Origin of the sequence: Cedecea neteri, assembly GCF_000758325.1 — a bacterium.
Taxonomy (GTDB): domain Bacteria; phylum Pseudomonadota; class Gammaproteobacteria; order Enterobacterales; family Enterobacteriaceae; genus Cedecea; species Cedecea neteri_B.
This window is the reverse complement of record NZ_CP009459.1, coordinates 1,885,655-1,905,641: the sequence shown is the minus strand read 5'-3', so window position 1 is coordinate 1,905,641 and position 19,987 is coordinate 1,885,655. Positions and strand designations below refer to the sequence as shown.

Below are 19,987 nucleotides of genomic sequence, written 5' to 3'. Positions count from 1 at the left end.
TCTGTGTTTAGTTGCCGCGCTCTAAAGTTTGGCGCTTAATCCTTACGTTGCTGAAGGAGACGGAGAGAGCGCTCACGACGGCTCTGCTCACGGCTGCGATCCAGCAATATTTCCTCAATAAACGCCAGGTGACGGTGCGACGCTTCGCGCGCCTGCTCCGGCTGGCGAGCCATAATCGCCTCAAAAATGCTGGCGCGATGGCTGCTCACTTGCGCCAACATCTCACGGCGCGCGTAGAGCAATTCAAAATTCTGGCGAACGTTCTGTTCGAGCATAGGCTCCATGCAGCGCAATAAATGAAGAAGCACAACATTATGCGCGGCTTCGGTTACGGCAATTTGATACTGCATGACGGCATCGGCTTCGGCGTCTAAATCACCGGACTCCTGAGCCTGCTGGATGGCAATATGGCAATCACCAATGCGCGAGAGATCTTCTTCGGTTCCGCGCAGTGCCGCATAATAAGCAGCAATGCCTTCAAGTGCATGGCGGGTTTCAAGCAGATCAAACTGGGATTCGGGATGGTCTGAGAGCAGTTCGACCAGCGGGTCGCTCAGGCTCTGCCAAAGGCTGTTCTGGACAAAAGTACCGCCGCCCTGGCGACGAAGCAGCAAACCCTTGGCCTCGAGACGCTGGATGGCCTCGCGCAGCGAAGGACGGGAAACATCAAATTGTTTCGCCAGTTCGCGTTCAGGTGGAAGTTTTTCGCCCGGGCGTAGAGTGCCCTCAAGGATGAGAAACTCCAGCTGCTGCTCTATCACATCGGATAATTTTGGTTGGCGGATTTTGCTGTAGGCCATCGTTCCCTATCTCTGCCATTAGCCCGGAGTCAATTGGTAAGACCAATTTCACGTTCGTGAGGCTAAAAGTAACAAAGTATTCACCTTCTGTCCATATTGGTTTTGATTGAAATCATGAAAGCAGGCACATTTTAACAATAACAAAAGAAGGGCTTTTCAAAACCATAACCTGGGCACTAACTCACGTTTACCCACAAAGCGGTAAGTTAACGTTTATGAAACGATATATTTTTCAAAAACAACCGAAAGACGAGGTGAATGTATGTCATTTTTGTGACGCAAAACGGCCGCTCAAGAAGTATTCCTGACTCACCTTGTCCTCCCCTCTTTTTTACAAATGGTTTCTTTTTGCCCAACTCGTCAGAGCAGTGGCAGAAAGCAGGTGCAAAGGCCAGCGCTTAACACTATTCTTTGCGATGCGGTAGCCCTATCCGCAAAATTCATAATTGATAACCGTAAAAAAAAGACTACACATTACGGAATACAACAATTACATCCGCGTCAATGTAGCGCAGACATTAACCACTACGAGGTTACATGATGGAAGGTCAACAGCACGGCGACACGCTGAAGCGCGGTCTCAAAAACCGTCATATTCAGCTTATCGCGCTGGGTGGAGCTATCGGGACGGGCCTGTTTCTGGGCAGCGCATCCGTCATCCAGTCCGCAGGTCCGGCAATTATTCTCGGCTATGCTATCGCCGGGTTTATCGCTTTTTTAATTATGCGCCAGCTGGGTGAAATGGTCGTTGAGGAGCCGGTAGCCGGTTCCTTCAGCCATTTTGCTTATAAGTACTGGGGTGGTTTCGCGGGCTTCGCTTCAGGCTGGAACTACTGGGTACTCTACGTTCTGGTCGCCATGGCTGAACTGACGGCCGTCGGCAAATACATCCAGTTCTGGTGGCCGGAGATCCCAACCTGGGCCACGGCGGCGGTGTTCTTCATCGCTATCAACGCCATCAACTTAACTAACGTTAAAGTCTTTGGCGAGATGGAGTTCTGGTTCGCCATCATTAAAGTGGTGGCGGTTATCGCCATGATCCTGTTCGGCGGCTGGTTGCTCTTTAGCGGCAACGGTGGTCCACAGGCATCCGTCAGTAACCTCTGGGATCAGGGCGGCTTCCTGCCGCACGGTATTACCGGGCTGGTCATGATGATGGCGATCATTATGTTCTCCTTCGGCGGGCTTGAGCTGGTCGGTATTACCGCCGCCGAAGCAGACAACCCAGAAGTGAGCATTCCAAAAGCAACCAACCAGGTTATCTACCGTATTCTGATTTTCTATGTGGGTTCGCTGGCGATTCTGCTGTCTCTGCTGCCGTGGACTCGCGTCACCGCAGACACTAGCCCGTTCGTTCTGATCTTCCATGAGCTGGGCGATACCTTCGTGGCCAACGCCCTGAATATCGTGGTGCTCACCGCAGCTCTGTCGGTTTACAACAGCTGCGTATACTGCAACAGCCGCATGTTGTTCGGCCTGGCACAGCAGGGCAACGCGCCGAAGATGCTGAAAAGCGTCGATAAACGTGGTGTGCCGGTGAACACGATTCTGGTTTCCGCAGGCTTTACCGCCCTTTGCGTGCTGATTAACTACCTGGCACCGGAATCCGCTTTCGGCCTGTTGATGGCACTGGTCGTCTCCGCCCTGGTGATCAACTGGGCGATGATCAGCCTGGCGCACATGAAATTCCGTCGCGCCAAGCAGCAGCAAGGGGTGAAAACCCGCTTCCCTGCCCTGTTCTATCCATTAGGAAACTGGGTCTGCCTGCTGTTTATGGTTGGCGTACTGGTCATCATGCTGATAACCCCGGGTATGGCCATCTCGGTTTACCTGATCCCAGTGTGGATTGCGATTCTGGGCGTCGGTTATTTCCTGAAGCAGAAGAACCTGAAGGCTGTAAAAGCCTGATAAAAAAAACGCCCCGCAAATGCGGGGCGTTTTGTTACAAGCCTTCCTATCTAGACCAAAGTCCCGTAAATCGTCAGTAACGCCACAACCGCCACAATCACCAATGAAATCTTCTTCGCCAGCGATACCGCAGCTTTCGGCGTTTTCATCTTATCCTGATGGGGTTCTCTCGCCAGCGAGTACTGCGCCAGCTGTGTCAGAACCTGGTACTGAGAAGTATGCCTGTCGGCAAGAGAAGCAAACCACGCGGGAAGCGCTCGCTCGCCGTGGCCCAACAGGGCATAAGCGACACCCACCAAACGTACGGGCACCCAGTCAAGAATATGAAGAGTGCCGTCAATTCCCGAGAGCAAGCGCTCATGCGGCGTATGGTGTCGCGCAAGCCAGGTTTGCCATGCCCGCAGGAAAGCATACCCCGCGAGCGTAACCGGCCCCCATGTTCCACCCACCACAAACCAAAACAGCGGCGCAAGATAGAAGCGGAAGTTAATCCACAGCAACGCGTTTTGTAACTCACGCAGGTATTCGCGCTCGCTGCACTCAGGCGGAACACCATGAATCAAAGTAAGCTCTGCAGCCATTGCGTCACGGGCATGTTCATCATCATGGCTGGCGGCTTTAAGGTACGAATGGTAATGCAGCCTGACCTGCCCGGCCCCGATGCAAAGCACACCCAGCGCAATCCAGAACACCAGCAGCGGGACGTTAAACAGTAACCCATGCAAAGCACGAAGAATCAGGAAAACCACAGCCATAAATGCAGCGGTCATTAGCAGCGTTCTTAACAGAGAAAAATGCTTAACCCGCCCAAACAGGACTTCAAGACGGTGATCTAACTGCCAGTGTTCGCCCATTTTGAACAATCGCTCGCTCATCAGGACTAACAGCAGGGTAAACAGGGTCATGTGCTCTCCTTGTCAGTTGCCTCTTCAACCGCACCCAAAAAGCGCGGCCAGTCAAACGAAGGGCCAGGGTCGGTCTTCCGACCGGGCGCTATATCGCTGTGGCCCGTCATGTGTTTCGCCATATCAGGATAGTGTTGAATCAGTAAGTTAGCTAAAACGCTGAGCTGTTCATATTGAGCGTCGGTATAGGCCAGCGTATCGGTACCTTCCAGCTCAATACCGATAGAAAAGTCGTTGCACTTTTCTCTGCCCTGATAGCTTGAGACGCCCGCATGCCAGGCTCGTTTATCGAAAGGGACGTACTGAACAATTTCGCCGTCCCGGCGAATCAGACAATGGGCTGACACGCGCAAATGCGAAATACCGGCAAAGTAAGGGTGCGCGGCAGGATCGAGCGTTCCGGCAAATAACGCATCAATCCATGGGCCACCGAACTCCCCCGGCGGCAAACTAATATTGTGCACCACCAGCAACGAGGGATTTTCCTCTTCCGGTCGGCCGTCACAATGCGGGGATGGCAGATGTTTTACCCCCACCAGCCAGCCGTCTTTAAGCTGCATGAGAGGTTCTCCTTAGAGTGGTACTTGAAGTCGCTTCAGAGTAGCATGAAACAATATTAACTTATTCATTCCGGAGTTTTATCATGCCGCCCCGCCGTTATAACCCTGACCGCCGACGTGACGAGCTGCTCGAACGAATTACTCTCGATATCCCTCTCGCCGTAGCCCAGGCGCTGCGGGAAGATCTGGGCGGCGAAGTCGACCCAAACAACGACATCACGGCGCAATTACTCCCTGCAGAAAACACCTCTCATGCGGTCGTCATAACCCGCGAAAATGGCATTTTTTGCGGGAAACGCTGGGTAGAAGAAGTCTTTATTCAACTTGGCGGCGACGTGACGGTGACCTGGCATGTTGAAGATGGCGATGAAGTCAGCATCAATCAGCCACTTTTTGAGCTCAATGGCCCGGCCCGTATTCTCCTGACCGGAGAAAGAACGGCGCTGAACTTCGTGCAAACGCTCTCAGGCGTAGCCAGTGAAGTTCACCGTTACGTGGCGCTGCTTGAGGGCACTAAAACGCAGTTGCTGGATACTCGTAAAACGCTTCCGGGCCTGCGCACCGCGCTGAAATATGCCGTGCTATGCGGCGGGGGCAGCAACCATCGCCTCGGCCTTTCCGATGCTTTCCTGATCAAAGAAAATCACATTATTGCTTCCGGCTCTATTCGTCAGGCAGTCGAGAAAGCATTCTGGATGCACCCTGACGTGCCGGTAGAAGTGGAAGTTGAGTCACTGGATGAATTGGATCAAGCGCTAAAAGCCGGGGCTGACATCATTATGCTGGACAACTTTACCGTGGAGCAAATGCGTGATGCCGTGGCACTTACCCAAGGGAAAGCGCGCCTGGAAGTCTCAGGTAACGTGACCAAAGAGACGCTGAGAACATTCGCTGATACCGGCGTGGACTACATCTCCGTAGGCGCTCTGACTAAGCACATACGCGCCCTCGACTTGTCTATGCGCTTCCGCTAATGCAACACCACGGCGGGCCAGCCCGTGCTGCGCCCGCTTTTTGCGTACTGACTTCCATTTTGATTGTCGATACATACAACTGCATTAACTAACGCGGAAGGCATTTCGCGAATCCCCGTTTCCCTGTTCGCTATTGCTTAACCTGTTCAGCACAGTGTTGCTCTCTAACCAAAAGGAGCGACAGATGAACAAGCAAAAAGGATTTACGCTAATCGAACTCATGGTGGTGATAGGCATCATCGCCATTCTGAGCGCCATCGGCATTCCTGGATATCAAAACTACCTTCGTAAAGCAGCGTTGACCGATATGCTGCAAACCTTCCTGCCCTATCGTACCGGCGTCGAGCTTTGCGCCATTGAGCGCGGAGGGATCTCCGGTTGCAATGCCGGCAGTAACGGCATCGCTGAAACCAAAACGACGCGCTATATCAGTTCAATGAGCGTTGCCAGCGGGATTGTGACGCTCAACGGCCAGGAATCACTGAACGGGCTGGCAGTAACGTTCACCCCTCAGTGGAACGACGCGAGCGGCGTAACCGGCTGGACAAGGGTCTGTAATGCTGAAAATGGCTCGCCGCTAAAACAAGCCTGTGAAGATGTATTCCGCTTTAACGAAACGCAAGCGAGGGCTGGTAAATGAGCACAAAAGAACAGCTTAACGCCCTATGCCAGCACTACAACGCCATACTGATAGAGGAAACGTCTGATGCGGTACGAATTGCTGCGGTTGAAGCCCCAAACGAGCAAATGTACGAGGCGCTCCGTTTTCTTTGCGATAAACACATTGATGTAGAGATCTGGCCCATTGAACGGCTCGAGAAATGGCAAACGCTGGAGCCTTCCCAACCTTCGGAGCACGATCGCAGCAGTTCAGTGGTCGCACTTTTGAATACAACGCTTGCCGCCGCAGTACAGCAGCGTGCATCCGATATCCATTTTGAGCCCTTTGAGAATGCCTATCGAATTCGGCTTCGCATTGATGGCGTGCTGCAATGTCAACCGCTACTGCCTCAGGCAATGGCCGCCCCCGTCACAGCAAGGCTAAAAATTCTGGCTAACCTGGATATCGCGGAAAAGCGGCTGCCGCAGGATGGACAAATGGACTATCTTACCGAGGAGGTGAAAGCTTCATTTCGCGTCTCGACGCTGCCCTGCCGATACGGCGAGAAGGTCGTTTTACGGCTTCTTCAGCAGGGTAAACAACATATGGACATCCATTCTCTGGGTATGACAGAGGATGAAAAAAAACGGCTTCAGCAATCGCTCCAGGCCCCACAGGGCATGATTCTGGTAACCGGTCCTACAGGGAGCGGAAAAACCATTACGCTGTATAGCGCCCTGTCTGCGCTTAACCAACCGGGTATCAACGTCTGTAGCGTAGAAGACCCGATAGAAATCCCGCAAGAAGGACTGAATCAGACGCAAATAAACCCTAAGGCAGGTCTCACCTTTCAGCACGTCCTGCGCGCATTACTGAGGCAGGATCCTGACGTTATTATGGTCGGTGAAATCAGGGATGGCGAAACGGCAGAAATTGCCATCAAAGCTGCCCAGACCGGGCACCTGGTTTTATCGACGCTGCACACCAACTCCACCGTTGAAACACTTGTCCGCCTGGAGCAAATAGCCATCCCTCGCTGGATGATCGCGTCTGCCGTGAATATCATCGTGGCTCAAAGGCTGGTGAGAAAACTTTGTCCTCATTGCAGAACAAACCACGAACCCGCCATAACATTACCAGGGCACATTTGGTCTTCCTCGCTGCCCAATTGGCATGCGACAGGATGTGAACGTTGCTACGGAGGGTATTATGGACGAACAGCGTTATTTGAAATCCTGCCTCTATCCGCCGGTCTAAGGCAAGCCATCACGCAAGGAGAACCCGCAAGTAACATTGAAAGGCTCGCCAGAGAGCAAGGGATGAGCACGCTCTTCGAAAGTGGCTGCGTCGCCGTAGAGCAAGGTCATACGACGCTGGCGGAGATTTATCGTGTGCTAGGTGTGCCACATGCCTAAACCACTGCTTTGGCGCTGGGAAGCCATAGACCACGAAGGTCAACTAAAGAGCGGTGAGTCGCTTGCCGGCGAGTACGCTTCTCTTGAGGAGGAGCTTGCTCAGCAGCAACTTCAGCTCCTGTCCGTTAAAAAATCATCGCTGTCAGGAAGATCCTGTTGGCATATTCAGCACAAAATTGACTTTGTCCGGCAACTTGCAGCGCTGCTCCATGCAGGTATCGCCTTAACTGACGCGCTGTTGCTCATAGCCCGCCAGCATCCAAAACCTGCATGGTCTGCATTATTACAACACATAGAGCGACAGGTAGCGCAGGGCATACCGTTTTCCGAAGCACTTAAGCAATGGCCCCATATATTCCCACCTCTGTTTATTGCATTACTGCATACCGGAGAGCTAACGGGAAGGCTGGCAGAGTGCTGCCAGCGGCTAGCCGAACAACAAGAACAACAATACCAACTCACCAAAAAGGTCGTGAAAGCCCTGCGTTATCCGGCCTTTATTTTGATTGTTGCACTGCTGGTCACCACAGGTATGGTTGGGTTTGTTCTGCCTGAGTTTGCCAATATCTATCGTTCTTTTAACGCACCTCTGCCCGCGATTACTCAGGCCGTTATGAGTATTTCAGAGTGGGCAACGTCCCAAGGGGGATGGTGGGTTTTAACCGCTATGCTCTTAGCCGTTATAGGTTGGTGGCTTCGCCGCACCCAACCCGTCGTTCGAGAAAAAGAACAATTACTGCTGTTAAAAATACCGGTCATTGCTCCCTTGAGGCGAGGCCAGTTACTCAGCCAGATCTTTACCGTACTGACGCTGTCTCAGCACTCTGGCGTTCCCCTGTTACAGGGTCTTGAGGCGGTTGAAAAAACGCTGACCCAGACGTTCTGGCAACGGCAAATTACTGATGTACGCGATCGGGTTTCCGAGGGAAAGCCCCTATGGCAGGCGTTGGAGCAGTCGGGGTATTTCACACCACTTTGCCAACAGTTGGTTCGAATTGGTGAAGAATCCGGTTCTCTGGATCTGATGCTTGAGCGCCTGGCGCGCTGGCATTATGAGAAAACGCAGGAGCTGGCTGAAAATCTTGCCGCCACGCTGGAGCCAGTCATGATGCTGTTCATTGGCTTGATCATTGGCACGCTGGTGATAGCCATGTATCTGCCTATTTTCCAGATGGGGGATGCCATGGGCGGAGGAGGATGACGCAGCCTGAGCTGCGCCATCGATGCTCATCAGAGGCTATTGAAAACGCGGTTTTCCTGTTCCGCAACGCGGATGAAAGTTGTGCGTTTAGTTAGCTCTTTAAGGCGAGAGGCACCTACATAGGTACAGGCAGAACGCAGGCCACCAAGAATATCGCGAGCGGTATTTTCCACCGGCCCTCGCAGAGGCAGCTTAACGGTTTTTCCTTCTGCGGCACGGTACTGCGCAACACCGCCTACGTGACGGGTCATGGCAGACTCGGAACTCATGCCGTAGAACAGCATAAACTTCTCGCCATCCTGTTCGACAACGGTACCGCCGCTTTCTTCATGCCCTGCCAGCATACCGCCCAGCATAACGAAGTCAGCGCCACCACCAAAGGCTTTAGCCACATCGCCCGGCACAGTACAGCCACCGTCGCTGACGATCTGGCCGCCTAAACCGTGAGCTGCATCAGCACATTCAATGACGGCGGAAAGCTGAGGATAGCCCACGCCGGTTTTAACGCGCGTGGTGCATACAGAGCCGGGGCCAATGCCCACTTTCACGATATCGGCCCCGGACAAGATCAGTTCTTCACACATTTCACCGGTAACCACGTTACCAGCACAGATAACTTTATCAGGCCATGCTTCTCGGGCTTTGCTGACGAACTGGGTGAAGTGCTCAGAGTAACCGTTCGCCACGTCGATGCAGATAAACTTCAGCGCAGGAGTCAGATCCAGAATCTGCTTAGTTTTGGCAAAATCTGCATCAGAAGTGCCGGTTGAGACCATGATATGGCGCAGCTGGCTTTCAGGCACGGAACGAATAAAGTTGCTCCACTCTTCTACAGAGTAGTGTTTGTGCACGGCGGTAAGAATGTCGAATGAGGCCAGCGCCTGCGCCATCGCGAATGTGCCTACGGTGTCCATATTGGCAGCAATAATAGGGACGCCAGACCACGTGATACCGGAATGCTTGAATGTGAATTGACGTTCCAGCTCAACGTCTGAACGGCTTTTGAGGGTGGAGCGTTTTGGGCGGATTAAAACGTCTTTAAAACCTAACTTCAAATCTTCTTCAATACGCATGATGCAGATCCCTGGGTCGAATGGCGATGAACGCGATCGGCGGTAGGCTCTTCATTACTCAAGACACAGTACAGCGGTAAGCCCAAACCCAGAGGGACAAAATCAGACACTGGGGTGAGCAAGCACGCTAAACGTACCTGTGGTTTAAAGTAAAACGAGCAAACAACAGCCAACTCCAGTGACGCTATCATACGCAGTAATAATGACTCCGCAAGACTGCGAAAACCGACTTTTTTACGCTACAATCGTTTAAATTTACCTGGTAAACGGTAAAAGGCCCTCAGAGGGCGAATATCAGATTTTTATGTGATGCAAACTCACTTAGAATCACGTTGCAGAAATGTCTTTATCTTATTGATAAATATAGCATCAGGATCGCTTATCTATGGTTTACACGGTTGCACTTACGGGTGGCATTGGCAGTGGTAAAAGTACCGTCGCCGAAGCCTTTTCCCACGCTGGAGTCACCGTCATCGATGCAGATGTGATTGCCCGTCAGGTTGTTGAGCCTGGCCAACGTGCGTTAGCTCTCATTTCTCAACATTTTGGCCCAGAGATCCTTCTGGAAGATGGTTCTTTAAACCGCCGAGCGTTGAGAGAAACGATCTTCAGCTCCCCGCAGCAAAAGCAATGGGTTAATAACCTGCTACATCCGATTATCCAGCAGCGAACCCGTGATGAGATTGCCCGAGCTACATCACCTTACGTGTTATGGGTAGTCCCTCTGTTGGTAGAAAATAATCTGCAACAAAAGGCGGACCGGATTTTAGTGGTGGATGTTTCCCCCGAGACCCAGATTGCGCGTACTATGCTGCGGGACAATGTTTCCCGCGAGCACGCCCAGCAGATTCTGGACGCTCAGGCCTCCCGGGAAGCTCGCCTCGCCGTGGCAGATGATGTAATTAATAATGACGGCAGTCCCCAGGACGTTGTCGTGCATGTTGACCGCCTGCATCGCCAGTACCTGAAACTGGCTAGTCTGGCCGCACAACAGGAAGCAGAATGATGAACACTCAGGTTCTTTTCGAACACCCATTGAATGAGAAAATGCGCACATGGCTGCGTATTGAGTTTTTGATCCAACAGATGCAGTCAGCACTTCCTATCAATGACAGCGCAAAGGCGCTGCATTTTTTTCGTAATGTCGGTGACTTACTGGATGTGTTTGAAAGGGGCGAAATTCGCACAGATATTCTCAAAGAGATAGGCCGTCAGCAGCGTAAATTGCTGAGCTGGTCAGAAGTCCCGGGGGTTGATATGCAGCGCATCGACTCACTCCGAAGCCAGTTGGAGAGCTGCGGCAGCGTGTTAATGGCCGCGCCGCGCATCGGGCAAATTCTGCGAGAGGATCGCCTAATTGCACTGGTACGCCAGCGGCTTAGCATCCCAGGCGGCTGCTGTAGCTTCGACCTGCCTACGCTGCATATTTGGCTTTATCTGCCGCAGGAACAACGTGATGCTCAGGTCAGTTTTTGGCTAAACAGTCTCGAGCCAGTAAAACAGTCACTCGACCTTCTGCTGGACATCATCCGTAATTCTGCACCGTTTCGTAAACAAACCAGCCTCAATGGGTTCTATCAGGACAACGGCGATGATGCCGACCTGCTTCGCCTACATCTCACTCTTGGCGACCAGCTTTATCCGCAGATATCCGGCCATAAAAGCCGCTTTGCGATTCGGTTTATGCCGCTGGATTCAGAAAATGGCCTGGTGCCAGAACGCCTCGACTTTGAGCTGGCCTGTTGCTAAGGAATAAAAATGAGCGAAGAGACCATCGTCAATTGCCCGGGCTGCGGTAAAGCCGTTATCTGGAACGAGAGCAGCCCTTACCGGCCGTTCTGCAGCAAACGCTGCCAGCTTATAGACCTTGGAGAATGGGCCGCAGAGGAAAAACGTATTCCCAGCAGCGGCGACCTTTCTGAAAGCGAGGGCTGGAGCGAAGAACAGGAACGCTAAGCGTTCAGCAGTTTTAAAATAACGGGCTCGTTGGCTGGCGGAAACTCGCTGACATTGAGCTCCTCCTGAGCAACCCAACGCCCGGGTTGCCCTTCTTTGCCCCAGGGCTCTCCTGCCCAGCTCTCGATCAGATAAAACCACAGGGAAATATGACGATCCGGGAACTGGTACTCCAGGGTTTCAAACAGGCTGGCACTTTGCACCACAATACCGGTTTCTTCCTGTAATTCCCGGATAACGGCCTGTTCCGGGGACTCCCCGGCCTCAATCTTCCCACCGGGGAATTCCCATTTATTCGCCATGTGCGCATCGGCTGCGCGCTGCGTGATAAAAATTTCACCCTGCTGATTACGGATAATGCCGACGGCGATTTGCAGTTGCTTCATATTCTCAAACTCCATGCGTAAAAAAGGCGCAGCAAGCTGCGCCTTTTCGATTTTGTCAGACCTTAGCTCAGACGGCCATGGCACTGTTTGTATTTTTTACCGGAACCGCAAGGGCAAGGATCGTTGCGACCCACTTTACGATCGCCTGTTTCCGCTGCCAGCGCCTGTGCGGCCTGAGTTTCATCATCGACATGGCTAAGCTGCTGCATACGTGCCAGACGTTCAGCCTCTTCACGACGCTGTTGTTCCATCGCTTCAACTTCTTCCGGCAGGCGTACCTGGACTTTGCTCAGGGTGCTGATCACTTCATATTTCAGTGACTCCAGCATCGCGGCAAACATAGAGAAGGATTCACGCTTGTATTCCTGCTTCGGATCTTTCTGCGCATAACCGCGCAGGTGGATCCCCTGACGCAGGTAATCCATTGCCGCCAGGTGCTCTTTCCACAGGGAATCCAGCGTTTGCAGCATCACGCCTTTTTCGAAGTGGCGCATCATTTCCGCACCAACAACTTCTTCTTTACGCTGATAAAGTTCAATCGCCGTCTGCAGAATACGCTCACGCAGCGTTTCTTCGTGCAGCTCTGGTTCCTTATCCAGCCATTCTTTGATTGGCATCTCGAGATCAAAGTCGTTTTTCAGGCGTTCTTCCAGACCTTCTACATCCCACATTTCTTCCAGAGACTGAGGCGGAATATGCGCATCGATGGTGACTTTGAAGACGTCTTCACGAATGCTGGCGATGGTTTCGCTCACGTCGGTAACGTCGAGCAGCTCATTACGCTGGGTATAAATAGCGCGGCGCTGATCGTTCGCAACGTCATCGTATTCCAGCAGCTGTTTACGAATATCAAAGTTACGGCTTTCAACTTTACGCTGTGCGTTGGCAATCGCCTTGGTTACCCAAGGGTGCTCAATAGCCTCACCCGGCTTCATGCCCAGTTTACGCATCATATTGGATACGCGATCTGAGGCGAAGATACGCATCAGGGCATCTTCCATCGACAGGTAGAAACGGGAAGAACCGGCATCGCCCTGACGGCCAGAACGACCGCGCAGCTGGTTATCGATACGACGGGACTCATGACGCTCGGTACCGATAATATGTAGACCGCCAGAAGCCAGTACTGCGTCGTGGCGAACCTTCCAGTCCGCTTTGATCTGAGCAATTTGTTCTGGCGTTGGCTCATCCAGCTCGGCAATCTCTTCCTGCCAGCTACCACCCAGGACAATATCCGTACCACGACCCGCCATGTTCGTTGCGATGGTCACTGCAGCTGGGTAACCCGCCTGAGCAACGATAGCCGCTTCGTTGGCGTGGAACTTAGCGTTCAGTACGTTGTGCTTAATACCGGCTTTGGTCAGCTCATGAGAAACCACTTCAGATTTCTCAATGGAGATGGTCCCGACCAGAACGGGTTGGCCGTTCGCGGTACGTTCTTTAATGTCTTCGATAATTGCGCCGATTTTATCCAGTTCGGTCATGTAGACCAGATCCGGCATATCTTTACGGATCATTGGGCGGTTGGTCGGCACAACAATGGTATCGAGCTTATAAATGGAGCTAAATTCAAACGCTTCGGTGTCTGCGGTACCGGTCATCCCCGCCAGCTTCTCGTAAAGGCGGAAGTAGTTCTGGAAGGTGATAGACGCCAGCGTCTGGTTTTCATTCTGAATCTCGACGCCTTCTTTCGCTTCAACGGCCTGATGAAGACCATCTGACCAACGGCGCCCCTGCATGGTACGGCCCGTGTGTTCGTCAACGATGATGACTTCGCCATCTTTAACGATGTAGTCAACGTCGCGGGTGAACAGCGCATGAGCGCGAAGTGCCGCGGTCACGTGGTGCATCAGCATGATGTTGGCTGGTGAGTACAGCGACTCGCCCTCTTCCATCATGCCTTCTTGCACCAGCAGCTCTTCAATCAGCACCAGACCACGTTCGGTCAGGTTAACCTGGCGAGATTTTTCATCCACCGAGAAGTGGCCTTCACCCTGGAAGGTATCGGAGTCTTCTTTTTCCTGACGCATCAGGTGCGGAATGATTTTGTTCACGCGTTTGTACAGCTCAGAGCTGTCTTCCGCCGGGCCGGAGATGATCAGCGGCGTACGCGCTTCGTCGATCAGAATGGAGTCAACTTCATCCACCAGCGCATAGTGAAGCTTGCGCTGCACGCGCTCTTCAGGACTGAAAGCCATGTTGTCGCGGAGGTAGTCGAAACCGTATTCGTTGTTGGTGCCGTAGGTGATGTCTGCTGCGTAAGCTTCACGCTTAGCTGGCGCTGGCATGCCTGGCAGGTTAATACCTACGCTCAGTCCCAGATATTCAAACAGTGGGCGGTTGTTTTCGGCGTCACGCTGGGCCAGATAGTCGTTCACGGTAACAACGTGCACGCCTTTGCCGCTCAGTGCGTTTAGATAAGCTGGCAGCGTAGCCGTCAGGGTTTTACCTTCACCAGTACGCATTTCCGCGATGCAGCGATCGTTCAGGACCATGCCGCCCAACAGCTGCACGTCGAAGTGACGCATACCGAAGACGCGCTTACTTGCTTCACGAACAACGGCGAAAGCTTCCGGGATCAGGTTTTCCAGCACTTCACCTTTTTCCAGGCGCGCGCGGAACTCACCGGTTTTAGCCTTCAGCTCATCATCCGTGAGCTTTTCCATCTGCGGTTCCATGCTGTTGATCACGGAAACAACTTTGCGCATGCGGCGCAGTGTACGATCGTTACGACTACCGAAAACTTTAGTTAATAATTTGATTAGCATAATAAATTCTCAAACGCCTGCCGTCAGTACGGTCAATAAATTGTTGTTAGTCTGGAAGATGAATTAGCTGAGGCAAAGCGGGCCAGCGCGGATGCCCTGTACCTGACGGATCCACACTACGGTGCTGAAAACGTCTCCTACAGGAGATGCCCTAAACGCTGTCTGGCGGACAATAACGGGAGGTTTACTTTCCTGCGTTAACAGCGCGCTAAGCGTGTCCAGCAGGGCAAGGTGTTGTGCCTGAAGCGGCACGCTTTCCTGTGCAACAGGCAAAGCCTGAGGTGCCATAGCAAAGGAAAGATGACGGATAACGGTGCGGATTGCATGCTGGTGCCAATAGTCCACACTAAAGGAAGGACGGCGAGTGCTTTCTTGCAGTTGAACAAGGCTATCAAAACGCAGTTGCCGTGCCGAATCGTGACGGCTGGCGGAAGCTTCAGCGGGCACGCCGGTTTCTGTGTTACCGTTGAGCGCAGGCATGCCAAAACTCGCCGCGACCATCCCCAACAGGAGATGCGGCCAGAAATAACGTCTGCCAAATTGTCGCCAACGATTTAGAATACCAATCACTTTTTCCGCCGGAGCTTAATGTATGCGCGACAGTCGCCCGCAATCTTTAGAAAATCTATTTGACGATGCCGGTCAGGAAAGCATGCTGCAAAACGTGCAACAACGTGCCGTTGCTCTGCTACGCCTTAACCGGGCAGTGAAAGGCATTTTGCCTGCTCCACTGCATCCCTGGTGCCGGGTGGCTAACTTCCGTCAGGGCATTCTCGTCCTTGAAACCGCAAATGCCAGCTGGCTGATGCGCTTACGCTATGAACAAGCCACGCTGCTGAGTGCATTACGCGCCCAAATATTACCATCATTGACATCAATCGACATCAGGATTAATCCTTCGCTGGCGGTAAAAGGGCAGGAATTTGTTCAAGAAAACGCCACTCAAACAGGGACTGAGAAATACGAAGTTAATCGTCAACTGAGTAAGCAGAGTGCTGAAGTGTTGAGAGAGGTGGCTAAACGTAGCCCGGAGAAATTAAGAGCAACAATAGAACGACTGGCTTCACTGGCCGGAGAGGGTACCAGCAAAACCAGTCGTAATCGCTAATTTAAGCGTTACGCCAGCACCATTTTAGGTGCTTTAAACGCCAGCGGAAGTTCGGCTTCGTCTTCGAAGGTCGCCCATTCCCAGGCTTCCTGCTTAGCCAAAACAGCCTGCAGCAGTTTATTGTTCAGGGCATGACCAGATTTATAGGCGGTAAACGCGCCGATAATGTTGTGGCCACACATGAACAGATCGCCGATCGCATCCAGCATTTTGTGACGAACGAATTCATCTTCAAAACGCAGGCCGTCTTCGTTCAATACGCGATAATCGTCAACAACGATGGCACAATCGAAGCTGCCGCCCAGGCACAGGCCACGGGACTGCAGATATTCGATATCACGCATAAAACCGAAGGTACGCGCACGGCTAATCTGACGCATGAATGCTTCAGCAGAGAAGTTCATGGTGTAGCGCTGGGTGCTGGCATCAATCGCCGGATGGTTAAAGTCGATGGTAAAGTCCAACGAGAAACCATTAAACGGTGACATTTCAGCCCATTTATCGCCATCTTCCACGCGAACCGTCTCTTTCAGACGTATAAATTTCTTGGCCGAGTTCAGTTCGTCGATCCCTGCATCAAGCAGCAGATAGACAAACGGCGCCGCACTGCCGTCCATGATAGGGATTTCTGGCGCATCGACTTCAATAATAATGTTGTCAATACCCAGCCCTGCCAGGGCAGCGTTGAGGTGCTCTACGGTAGAAATCCGTACATCATGCTCGTTTACCAGACAAGTACAGAGCATGGTATCCCGCACGGATTTGGCATCAGCCGGAAAATCTACCGGAGGATTCAAGTCGGTGCGACGATAGATGACCCCGGTATTTGCCGGCGCAGGGCGCAGCGTCAGTGTGACTTTCTTGCCGGTATGTAAACCGACGCCAGTCGCCTGAACGATACGTTTAAGTGTCCTTTGTTTGATCATCGTATAATCCCGCCAAATTACTAAGCTAGCCGAGAGTGTATATCACTAACGGCAGGCCAGTTTAGCACAAAGAGCGAATATTCCCAACTTCCGGTTTATTCTTAATCAGCTTGCTTACGCAGGAACGCTGGAATATCCAGATAATCAGGCTCTTTCGCCGTCTGCGGTGTATTGTCGTTTACCACTTTAGCGGCCGGCTTTTGCTCTTGCGTCAGCGGAGCCATACCGTGCTGCTGGTAGCGATCCATCACCGGCTGCTGTACCTGCTTGTTAGTCACCAGGGTGATCTCAGGACGTTTGTCCATGCCGATCCCAGTAGCAACAACAGTTACGCGCAGTTCGTCGTTCATCTCTGGATCCAGAGAGGTACCGATAACCACAGTTGCATTGTCAGACGCGAACGCACGAATGGTGTTACCCACGGTTTCGAACTCATCCAGACGCAGGTCGAAGCCAGCGGTAATGTTAACCAGCACGCCACGAGCACCAGACAGGTCGATATCTTCCAGCAGTGGGCTGGAGATAGCCATTTCTGCTGCTTCTTCAGCGCGGTCTTCGCCGCTGGCAACGCCGGATCCCATCATGGCGTAGCCCATTTCAGACATCACTGTACGCACGTCCGCGAAGTCAACGTTCATGAGGCCCGGACGGGTAATCAGCTCGGCAATACCCTGCACAGCGCCTTTCAATACGTCGTTTGCCGCACCAAATGCGTCAAGCAGAGAAATGCCGCGACCCAGTACTTTCAGCAGCTTGTCATTCGGAATAGTGATCAAGGAGTCAACGTGCTTGGACAGCTCGGCGATACCCTGCTCCGCGAAAGCCATACGCTTCTTGCCTTCAAAGTTGAAAGGCTTAGTCACGACGGCAACAGTCAGGATACCCAAATCTTTAGCTACTTCGGCAACAACAGGAGCAGCACCCGTACCGGTACCACCGCCCATACCAGCAGCGATAAACACCATGTCTGCCCCGTCCAGCGCAGCGCGTAATGCTTCACGGTCTTCTTCCGCCGCGTTACGACCCACTTCTGGATTTGCGCCTGCGCCCAGACCTTTAGTGATCCCATTACCGATCTGGATCGTCTGGCCGACAGCGGTTTTACGCAGTGCCTGAGCGTCAGTGTTAACCGCAAAGAATTCAACGCCTTCGATGCGCTCACGCACCATGTGTTCAACGGCATTACCGCCGCCGCCACCGACGCCGATGACTTTAATCACCGCGTCGTTGGTCAGTTCCATAGGTTCAAACATAGTTTCTCTCCGTTTTGTGCCTGTCGCCTGAGACCGCTAATTGTCTCCGGTCTCTTATAAAAATTAAAATTCTTTTCTCAGCCAGCTGTTCAGTCGCTTAAACCATGAGCCAACAGAGGTCCTTTTTTCCACTTCAGCTTCACCACTGAGATGTGATTCTTTCCCGTAGTGCAGCAACCCTACTGCGGTCGAGTAATACGACTCCTGGGCATAATCAGTAAGGCCAGTAATATTCAACGGCTGGCCGATACGCACCTGCGTATGGAACACACGCTGAGCACAGGCTGCCAGGCCTTCAATTTGTGCCGCGCCGCCGGTTAACACAATCCCCGCCGCCAGGTGGTGTTTCACACCCTGCTGGCGAAGCTGTTCCTGTAACTGCAAAATCTCTTCGTTGACCAGGTTGAGCAGCTCTGTGTAGCGAGGCTCAATCACTTCGGCCAGCGTCTGACGCTGAAGGCTGCGCGGCGGACGTCCACCTACGCTAGGAACTTCAACGTTCTCGTCTTTACCGACGATAGATCCCAGGGCACAACCATGGCGAACTTTAATAGCCTCCGCATCGCTCGGTGGCGTCCCGAAGGCGTAGGCGATATCGCTGGTGACCACGTTCCCTGCATAAGGGATAACTTTGGTGTGGCGCAGCGCACCGCCGGTATACACCGCCATGTCCATGGTACCACCACCGATGTCTACAACACAGACACCCAGCTCGCGTTCATCTTCGGTCAGTACCGCATAGCTTGCGGCCAGACCGGCGAAAATTAATTGGTCAACTTTCAAACCACAACGTTCAACCGCTTTAACGATGTTTTTCGCCATATCGTTATGGCAGGTAATCAGATGCACTTTGGCCTGCATACGGACACCGGACAGGCCTACCGGATTTTTGATCCCTTCCTGGTAATCAATAGCGTATTCCTGTGGAATCACATGCAGAACGCGGTGTTCATCGCGAACACGCACTGATTTTGCCGTATGCACCACATTTTCAACATCTTCCTGCGTCACTTCCTCTTCCGAAATCGGCACCATGCCTATCTCGTTTTGGCAGCTGATATGCTTGCCGGACAGCGCCAGATAAACTGAAGATATCTGGCAGTCTGCCATCAATTCAGCCTGGTCAATCGCCCGTTGAACACATTTAACCACCGACTCGAGGTCGTTTACTCCGCCTTTGTCCATACCACGCGAAGGGCAACTCCCCACGCCAATAATATTGACCATACCGTCGGGCAGAACTTCCCCTACTAAAGCGGCAACCTTCGCGGTGCCAATCTCCAGTCCAACTACCAGTTTTCTGTCCGTCGCCTTGATCATTGTTGTTCTGCCTGTGCCTGATTCTGTTGCTGATTCGGATTAGGTACCGGAGGAGGAAGTGCCTCCCAACCTACCGCGGCGCCTGAATCGTATCGCAGGTCGACATAACTGATCCGTTTGTTATCAGCCTGCGCCTGCTGCTGCAGAACCGGGTACAGTTCTACAAAACGATCCAGACGTTTCATCGTGTCGCCCCGACCAAGGTTGAGCTTAATTCCGTTATTCAGCGTCAACTGCCAGGAGCGGCGAGCGGTCATAGCCGCTTGTTTCAACGTAAATTTATCCTTTGCCAGCACCATGCCCATGTCACGGTAACCTTGCAGAACTTCATTTTCGCTGCCTTCCGGGCCGGAAAGCATTGGCAAAGTCTGCTTGCTGGTGCGTTCTGCTGGTACGCTGAAGGAATTTCCCTCTGCGTCAACCATATGCTGGTCATTCCAACGTGCTATCGGCACATATTCAACCAGATGAATCTTCAATTCGTCCGGCCACTGCTTTCTAACGCTTGCCTGCTTGATCCAGGGCAAGCGTTCTATCTGCTGTTGGATGATATTCACATCCTGGGTCATAAAAGTACCCGGAGGCCCCAGGGCCAGAATCGACTGGCGTATATCATCATTACGTGTGTAGTGCCGCTCCCCGGTCACCACCAGCCTGGAGAGTGGTAAACGCTGGGCATCTTCCATCCAGCCCACCACAATCCAACCGCCGATAAACACGCTCAACAGTACCGCACACAGGAAAATCATCCCTGCCAGGCGGGACCCGTTGCTGCGCCGAGCGCTGGCATTTTCCTCGGCACGATTACGCGCATTCAGTGCAGCCTGCGACAT

20 protein-coding genes are annotated in these 19,987 nt (G+C 52.6%); 9 read left to right on the top strand and 11 right to left on the bottom strand.

The window, feature by feature from the left end; translation table 11 throughout:
• Positions 1–35 precede the first annotated feature (35 nt).
• Positions 36–800 (bottom strand): pyruvate dehydrogenase complex transcriptional repressor PdhR, encoded by a 765-nt coding sequence (pdhR, locus tag LH86_RS09020; protein WP_039300464.1) that lies wholly within the window; start codon positions 798–800, stop codon positions 36–38.
• Between the two features lie 537 nt (positions 801–1,337).
• Here pdhR and aroP point away from each other — a divergent pair.
• Entirely contained in the window at positions 1,338–2,708 is a 1,371-nt protein-coding gene (aroP, locus tag LH86_RS09015) for an aromatic amino acid transporter AroP (RefSeq protein WP_197061703.1), read from the top strand.
• A gap of 50 nt (positions 2,709–2,758) precedes the next feature.
• Here aroP and ampE read toward each other — a convergent pair whose 3' ends face one another.
• Both ampE and ampD read right to left on the bottom strand, forming a co-directional pair.
• Positions 2,759–3,613: a beta-lactamase regulator AmpE gene (gene ampE, locus LH86_RS09010; RefSeq protein ID WP_039300458.1), complete on the bottom strand. Its 855-nt coding sequence runs from the start codon at positions 3,611–3,613 to the stop codon at positions 2,759–2,761.
• Positions 3,610–4,173 (bottom strand): 1,6-anhydro-N-acetylmuramyl-L-alanine amidase AmpD, encoded by a 564-nt coding sequence (gene ampD / locus LH86_RS09005; protein WP_039300455.1) that lies wholly within the window; start codon positions 4,171–4,173, stop codon positions 3,610–3,612. Before ampD ends, ampE begins: the two co-directional genes overlap by 4 nt.
• Before the next feature lie 83 nt (positions 4,174–4,256).
• Between ampD and nadC the strand changes: the two genes are divergently transcribed.
• From nadC to hofC, 4 genes are all read left to right on the top strand, one after another.
• Entirely contained in the window at positions 4,257–5,147 is an 891-nt protein-coding gene (gene nadC / locus LH86_RS09000; protein ID WP_039300453.1) for a carboxylating nicotinate-nucleotide diphosphorylase, read from the top strand.
• 184 nt (positions 5,148–5,331) lie between these two features.
• A complete protein-coding gene (ppdD, locus tag LH86_RS08995) occupies positions 5,332–5,787 on the top strand; it encodes a prepilin peptidase-dependent pilin (protein ID WP_039300450.1) in 456 nt (151 codons plus the stop codon).
• Positions 5,784–7,163, top strand: coding sequence for a type II secretion system protein GspE (gene gspE / locus LH86_RS08990; RefSeq protein ID WP_039300447.1), 1,380 nt, complete (start codon positions 5,784–5,786; stop codon positions 7,161–7,163). Before ppdD ends, gspE begins: the two co-directional genes overlap by 4 nt.
• A complete protein-coding gene (hofC, locus tag LH86_RS08985) occupies positions 7,156–8,364 on the top strand; it encodes a protein transport protein HofC (protein ID WP_039300445.1) in 1,209 nt (402 codons plus the stop codon). The genes gspE and hofC overlap by 8 nt, the downstream gene beginning before the upstream one ends.
• Positions 8,365–8,393: 29 nt before the next feature.
• Here hofC and LH86_RS08980 read toward each other — a convergent pair whose 3' ends face one another.
• Positions 8,394–9,437, bottom strand: coding sequence for a GMP reductase (locus LH86_RS08980; protein ID WP_039300442.1), 1,044 nt, complete (start codon positions 9,435–9,437; stop codon positions 8,394–8,396).
• A gap of 385 nt (positions 9,438–9,822) precedes the next feature.
• Between LH86_RS08980 and coaE the strand changes: the two genes are divergently transcribed.
• The 3 genes from coaE to yacG are packed head-to-tail and all read left to right on the top strand — an operon-like array spanning position 9,823 to position 11,393.
• Positions 9,823–10,443 carry a dephospho-CoA kinase gene (gene coaE / locus LH86_RS08975; protein WP_039300439.1) on the top strand — a complete coding sequence of 207 codons (621 nt, stop codon included), beginning with the start codon at positions 9,823–9,825 and terminating at the stop codon, positions 10,441–10,443.
• Positions 10,443–11,186, top strand: a complete 744-nt coding sequence (gene zapD / locus LH86_RS08970; RefSeq protein WP_039306025.1) for a cell division protein ZapD — start codon at positions 10,443–10,445, stop codon at positions 11,184–11,186. The genes coaE and zapD overlap by 1 nt, the downstream gene beginning before the upstream one ends.
• 9 nt (positions 11,187–11,195) lie before the next feature.
• Complete coding sequence (gene yacG, locus LH86_RS08965; protein WP_038475555.1) at positions 11,196–11,393, top strand: DNA gyrase inhibitor YacG; 198 nt, start codon at positions 11,196–11,198, stop codon at positions 11,391–11,393.
• Here the strand turns inward: yacG and mutT are convergent.
• The 3 genes from mutT to secM form a co-directional block, all read right to left on the bottom strand.
• Positions 11,390–11,779 carry an 8-oxo-dGTP diphosphatase MutT gene (gene mutT / locus LH86_RS08960; RefSeq protein WP_039306021.1) on the bottom strand — a complete coding sequence of 130 codons (390 nt, stop codon included), beginning with the start codon at positions 11,777–11,779 and terminating at the stop codon, positions 11,390–11,392. The two genes, yacG and mutT, sit on opposite strands and share 4 nt — an antisense overlap.
• Positions 11,780–11,841: 62 nt before the next feature.
• Positions 11,842–14,547 carry a preprotein translocase subunit SecA gene (secA, locus tag LH86_RS08955; protein ID WP_039300436.1) on the bottom strand — a complete coding sequence of 902 codons (2,706 nt, stop codon included), beginning with the start codon at positions 14,545–14,547 and terminating at the stop codon, positions 11,842–11,844.
• Between the two features lie 63 nt (positions 14,548–14,610).
• Entirely contained in the window at positions 14,611–15,117 is a 507-nt protein-coding gene (gene secM / locus LH86_RS08950; protein ID WP_071842820.1) for a secA translation cis-regulator SecM, read from the bottom strand.
• A gap of 22 nt (positions 15,118–15,139) precedes the next feature.
• Between secM and LH86_RS08945 the strand changes: the two genes are divergently transcribed.
• Positions 15,140–15,655 (top strand): DUF721 domain-containing protein, encoded by a 516-nt coding sequence (locus tag LH86_RS08945; protein ID WP_039300433.1) that lies wholly within the window; start codon positions 15,140–15,142, stop codon positions 15,653–15,655.
• An 8-nt stretch (positions 15,656–15,663) separates the two neighbouring features.
• Here the strand turns inward: LH86_RS08945 and lpxC are convergent, their stop codons facing one another.
• From lpxC to ftsQ, 4 genes are all read right to left on the bottom strand, one after another.
• Positions 15,664–16,581 (bottom strand): UDP-3-O-acyl-N-acetylglucosamine deacetylase, encoded by a 918-nt coding sequence (lpxC, locus tag LH86_RS08940; RefSeq protein WP_039300430.1) that lies wholly within the window; start codon positions 16,579–16,581, stop codon positions 15,664–15,666.
• A gap of 101 nt (positions 16,582–16,682) precedes the next feature.
• On the bottom strand, positions 16,683–17,834 hold the full coding sequence (gene ftsZ, locus LH86_RS08935) for a cell division protein FtsZ (protein WP_008461800.1): 1,152 nt from the start codon (positions 17,832–17,834) through the stop codon (positions 16,683–16,685).
• A 63-nt stretch (positions 17,835–17,897) separates the two neighbouring features.
• Entirely contained in the window at positions 17,898–19,154 is a 1,257-nt protein-coding gene (gene ftsA, locus LH86_RS08930; RefSeq protein WP_008461798.1) for a cell division protein FtsA, read from the bottom strand.
• The gene (ftsQ, locus tag LH86_RS08925) at positions 19,151–19,987 is read right to left on the bottom strand and encodes a cell division protein FtsQ (protein WP_039300427.1); all 837 of its coding nucleotides are present in this window, start codon (positions 19,985–19,987) and stop codon (positions 19,151–19,153) included. The genes ftsA and ftsQ overlap by 4 nt, the downstream gene beginning before the upstream one ends.

Excerpts from the sequence above, each read along its gene's own strand:
- pdhR (WP_039300464.1), bottom strand. The coding sequence starts at position 800 with ATGGCCTACAGCAAAATCCGCCAACCAAAATTATCCGATGTGATAGAG.
- aroP (WP_197061703.1), top strand. The coding sequence starts at position 1,338 with ATGATGGAAGGTCAACAGCACGGCGACACGCTGAAGCGCGGTCTCAAA.
- ampE (WP_039300458.1), bottom strand. The coding sequence starts at position 3,613 with ATGACCCTGTTTACCCTGCTGTTAGTCCTGATGAGCGAGCGATTGTTC.
- ampD (WP_039300455.1), bottom strand. The coding sequence starts at position 4,173 with ATGCAGCTTAAAGACGGCTGGCTGGTGGGGGTAAAACATCTGCCATCC.
- nadC (WP_039300453.1), top strand. The coding sequence starts at position 4,257 with ATGCCGCCCCGCCGTTATAACCCTGACCGCCGACGTGACGAGCTGCTC.
- ppdD (WP_039300450.1), top strand. The coding sequence starts at position 5,332 with ATGAACAAGCAAAAAGGATTTACGCTAATCGAACTCATGGTGGTGATA.
- gspE (WP_039300447.1), top strand. The coding sequence starts at position 5,784 with ATGAGCACAAAAGAACAGCTTAACGCCCTATGCCAGCACTACAACGCC.
- hofC (WP_039300445.1), top strand. The coding sequence starts at position 7,156 with ATGCCTAAACCACTGCTTTGGCGCTGGGAAGCCATAGACCACGAAGGT.
- LH86_RS08980 (WP_039300442.1), bottom strand. The coding sequence starts at position 9,437 with ATGCGTATTGAAGAAGATTTGAAGTTAGGTTTTAAAGACGTTTTAATC.
- coaE (WP_039300439.1), top strand. The coding sequence starts at position 9,823 with ATGGTTTACACGGTTGCACTTACGGGTGGCATTGGCAGTGGTAAAAGT.
- zapD (WP_039306025.1), top strand. The coding sequence starts at position 10,443 with ATGAACACTCAGGTTCTTTTCGAACACCCATTGAATGAGAAAATGCGC.
- yacG (WP_038475555.1), top strand. The coding sequence starts at position 11,196 with ATGAGCGAAGAGACCATCGTCAATTGCCCGGGCTGCGGTAAAGCCGTT.
- mutT (WP_039306021.1), bottom strand. The coding sequence starts at position 11,779 with ATGAAGCAACTGCAAATCGCCGTCGGCATTATCCGTAATCAGCAGGGT.
- secA (WP_039300436.1), bottom strand. The coding sequence starts at position 14,547 with ATGCTAATCAAATTATTAACTAAAGTTTTCGGTAGTCGTAACGATCGT.
- LH86_RS08945 (WP_039300433.1), top strand. The coding sequence starts at position 15,140 with ATGCGCGACAGTCGCCCGCAATCTTTAGAAAATCTATTTGACGATGCC.
- lpxC (WP_039300430.1), bottom strand. The coding sequence starts at position 16,581 with ATGATCAAACAAAGGACACTTAAACGTATCGTTCAGGCGACTGGCGTC.
- ftsZ (WP_008461800.1), bottom strand. The coding sequence starts at position 17,834 with ATGTTTGAACCTATGGAACTGACCAACGACGCGGTGATTAAAGTCATC.
- ftsA (WP_008461798.1), bottom strand. The coding sequence starts at position 19,154 with ATGATCAAGGCGACGGACAGAAAACTGGTAGTTGGACTGGAGATTGGC.
- ftsQ (WP_039300427.1), bottom strand. The coding sequence starts at position 19,987 with ATGTCGCAGGCTGCACTGAATGCGCGTAATCGTGCCGAGGAAAATGCC.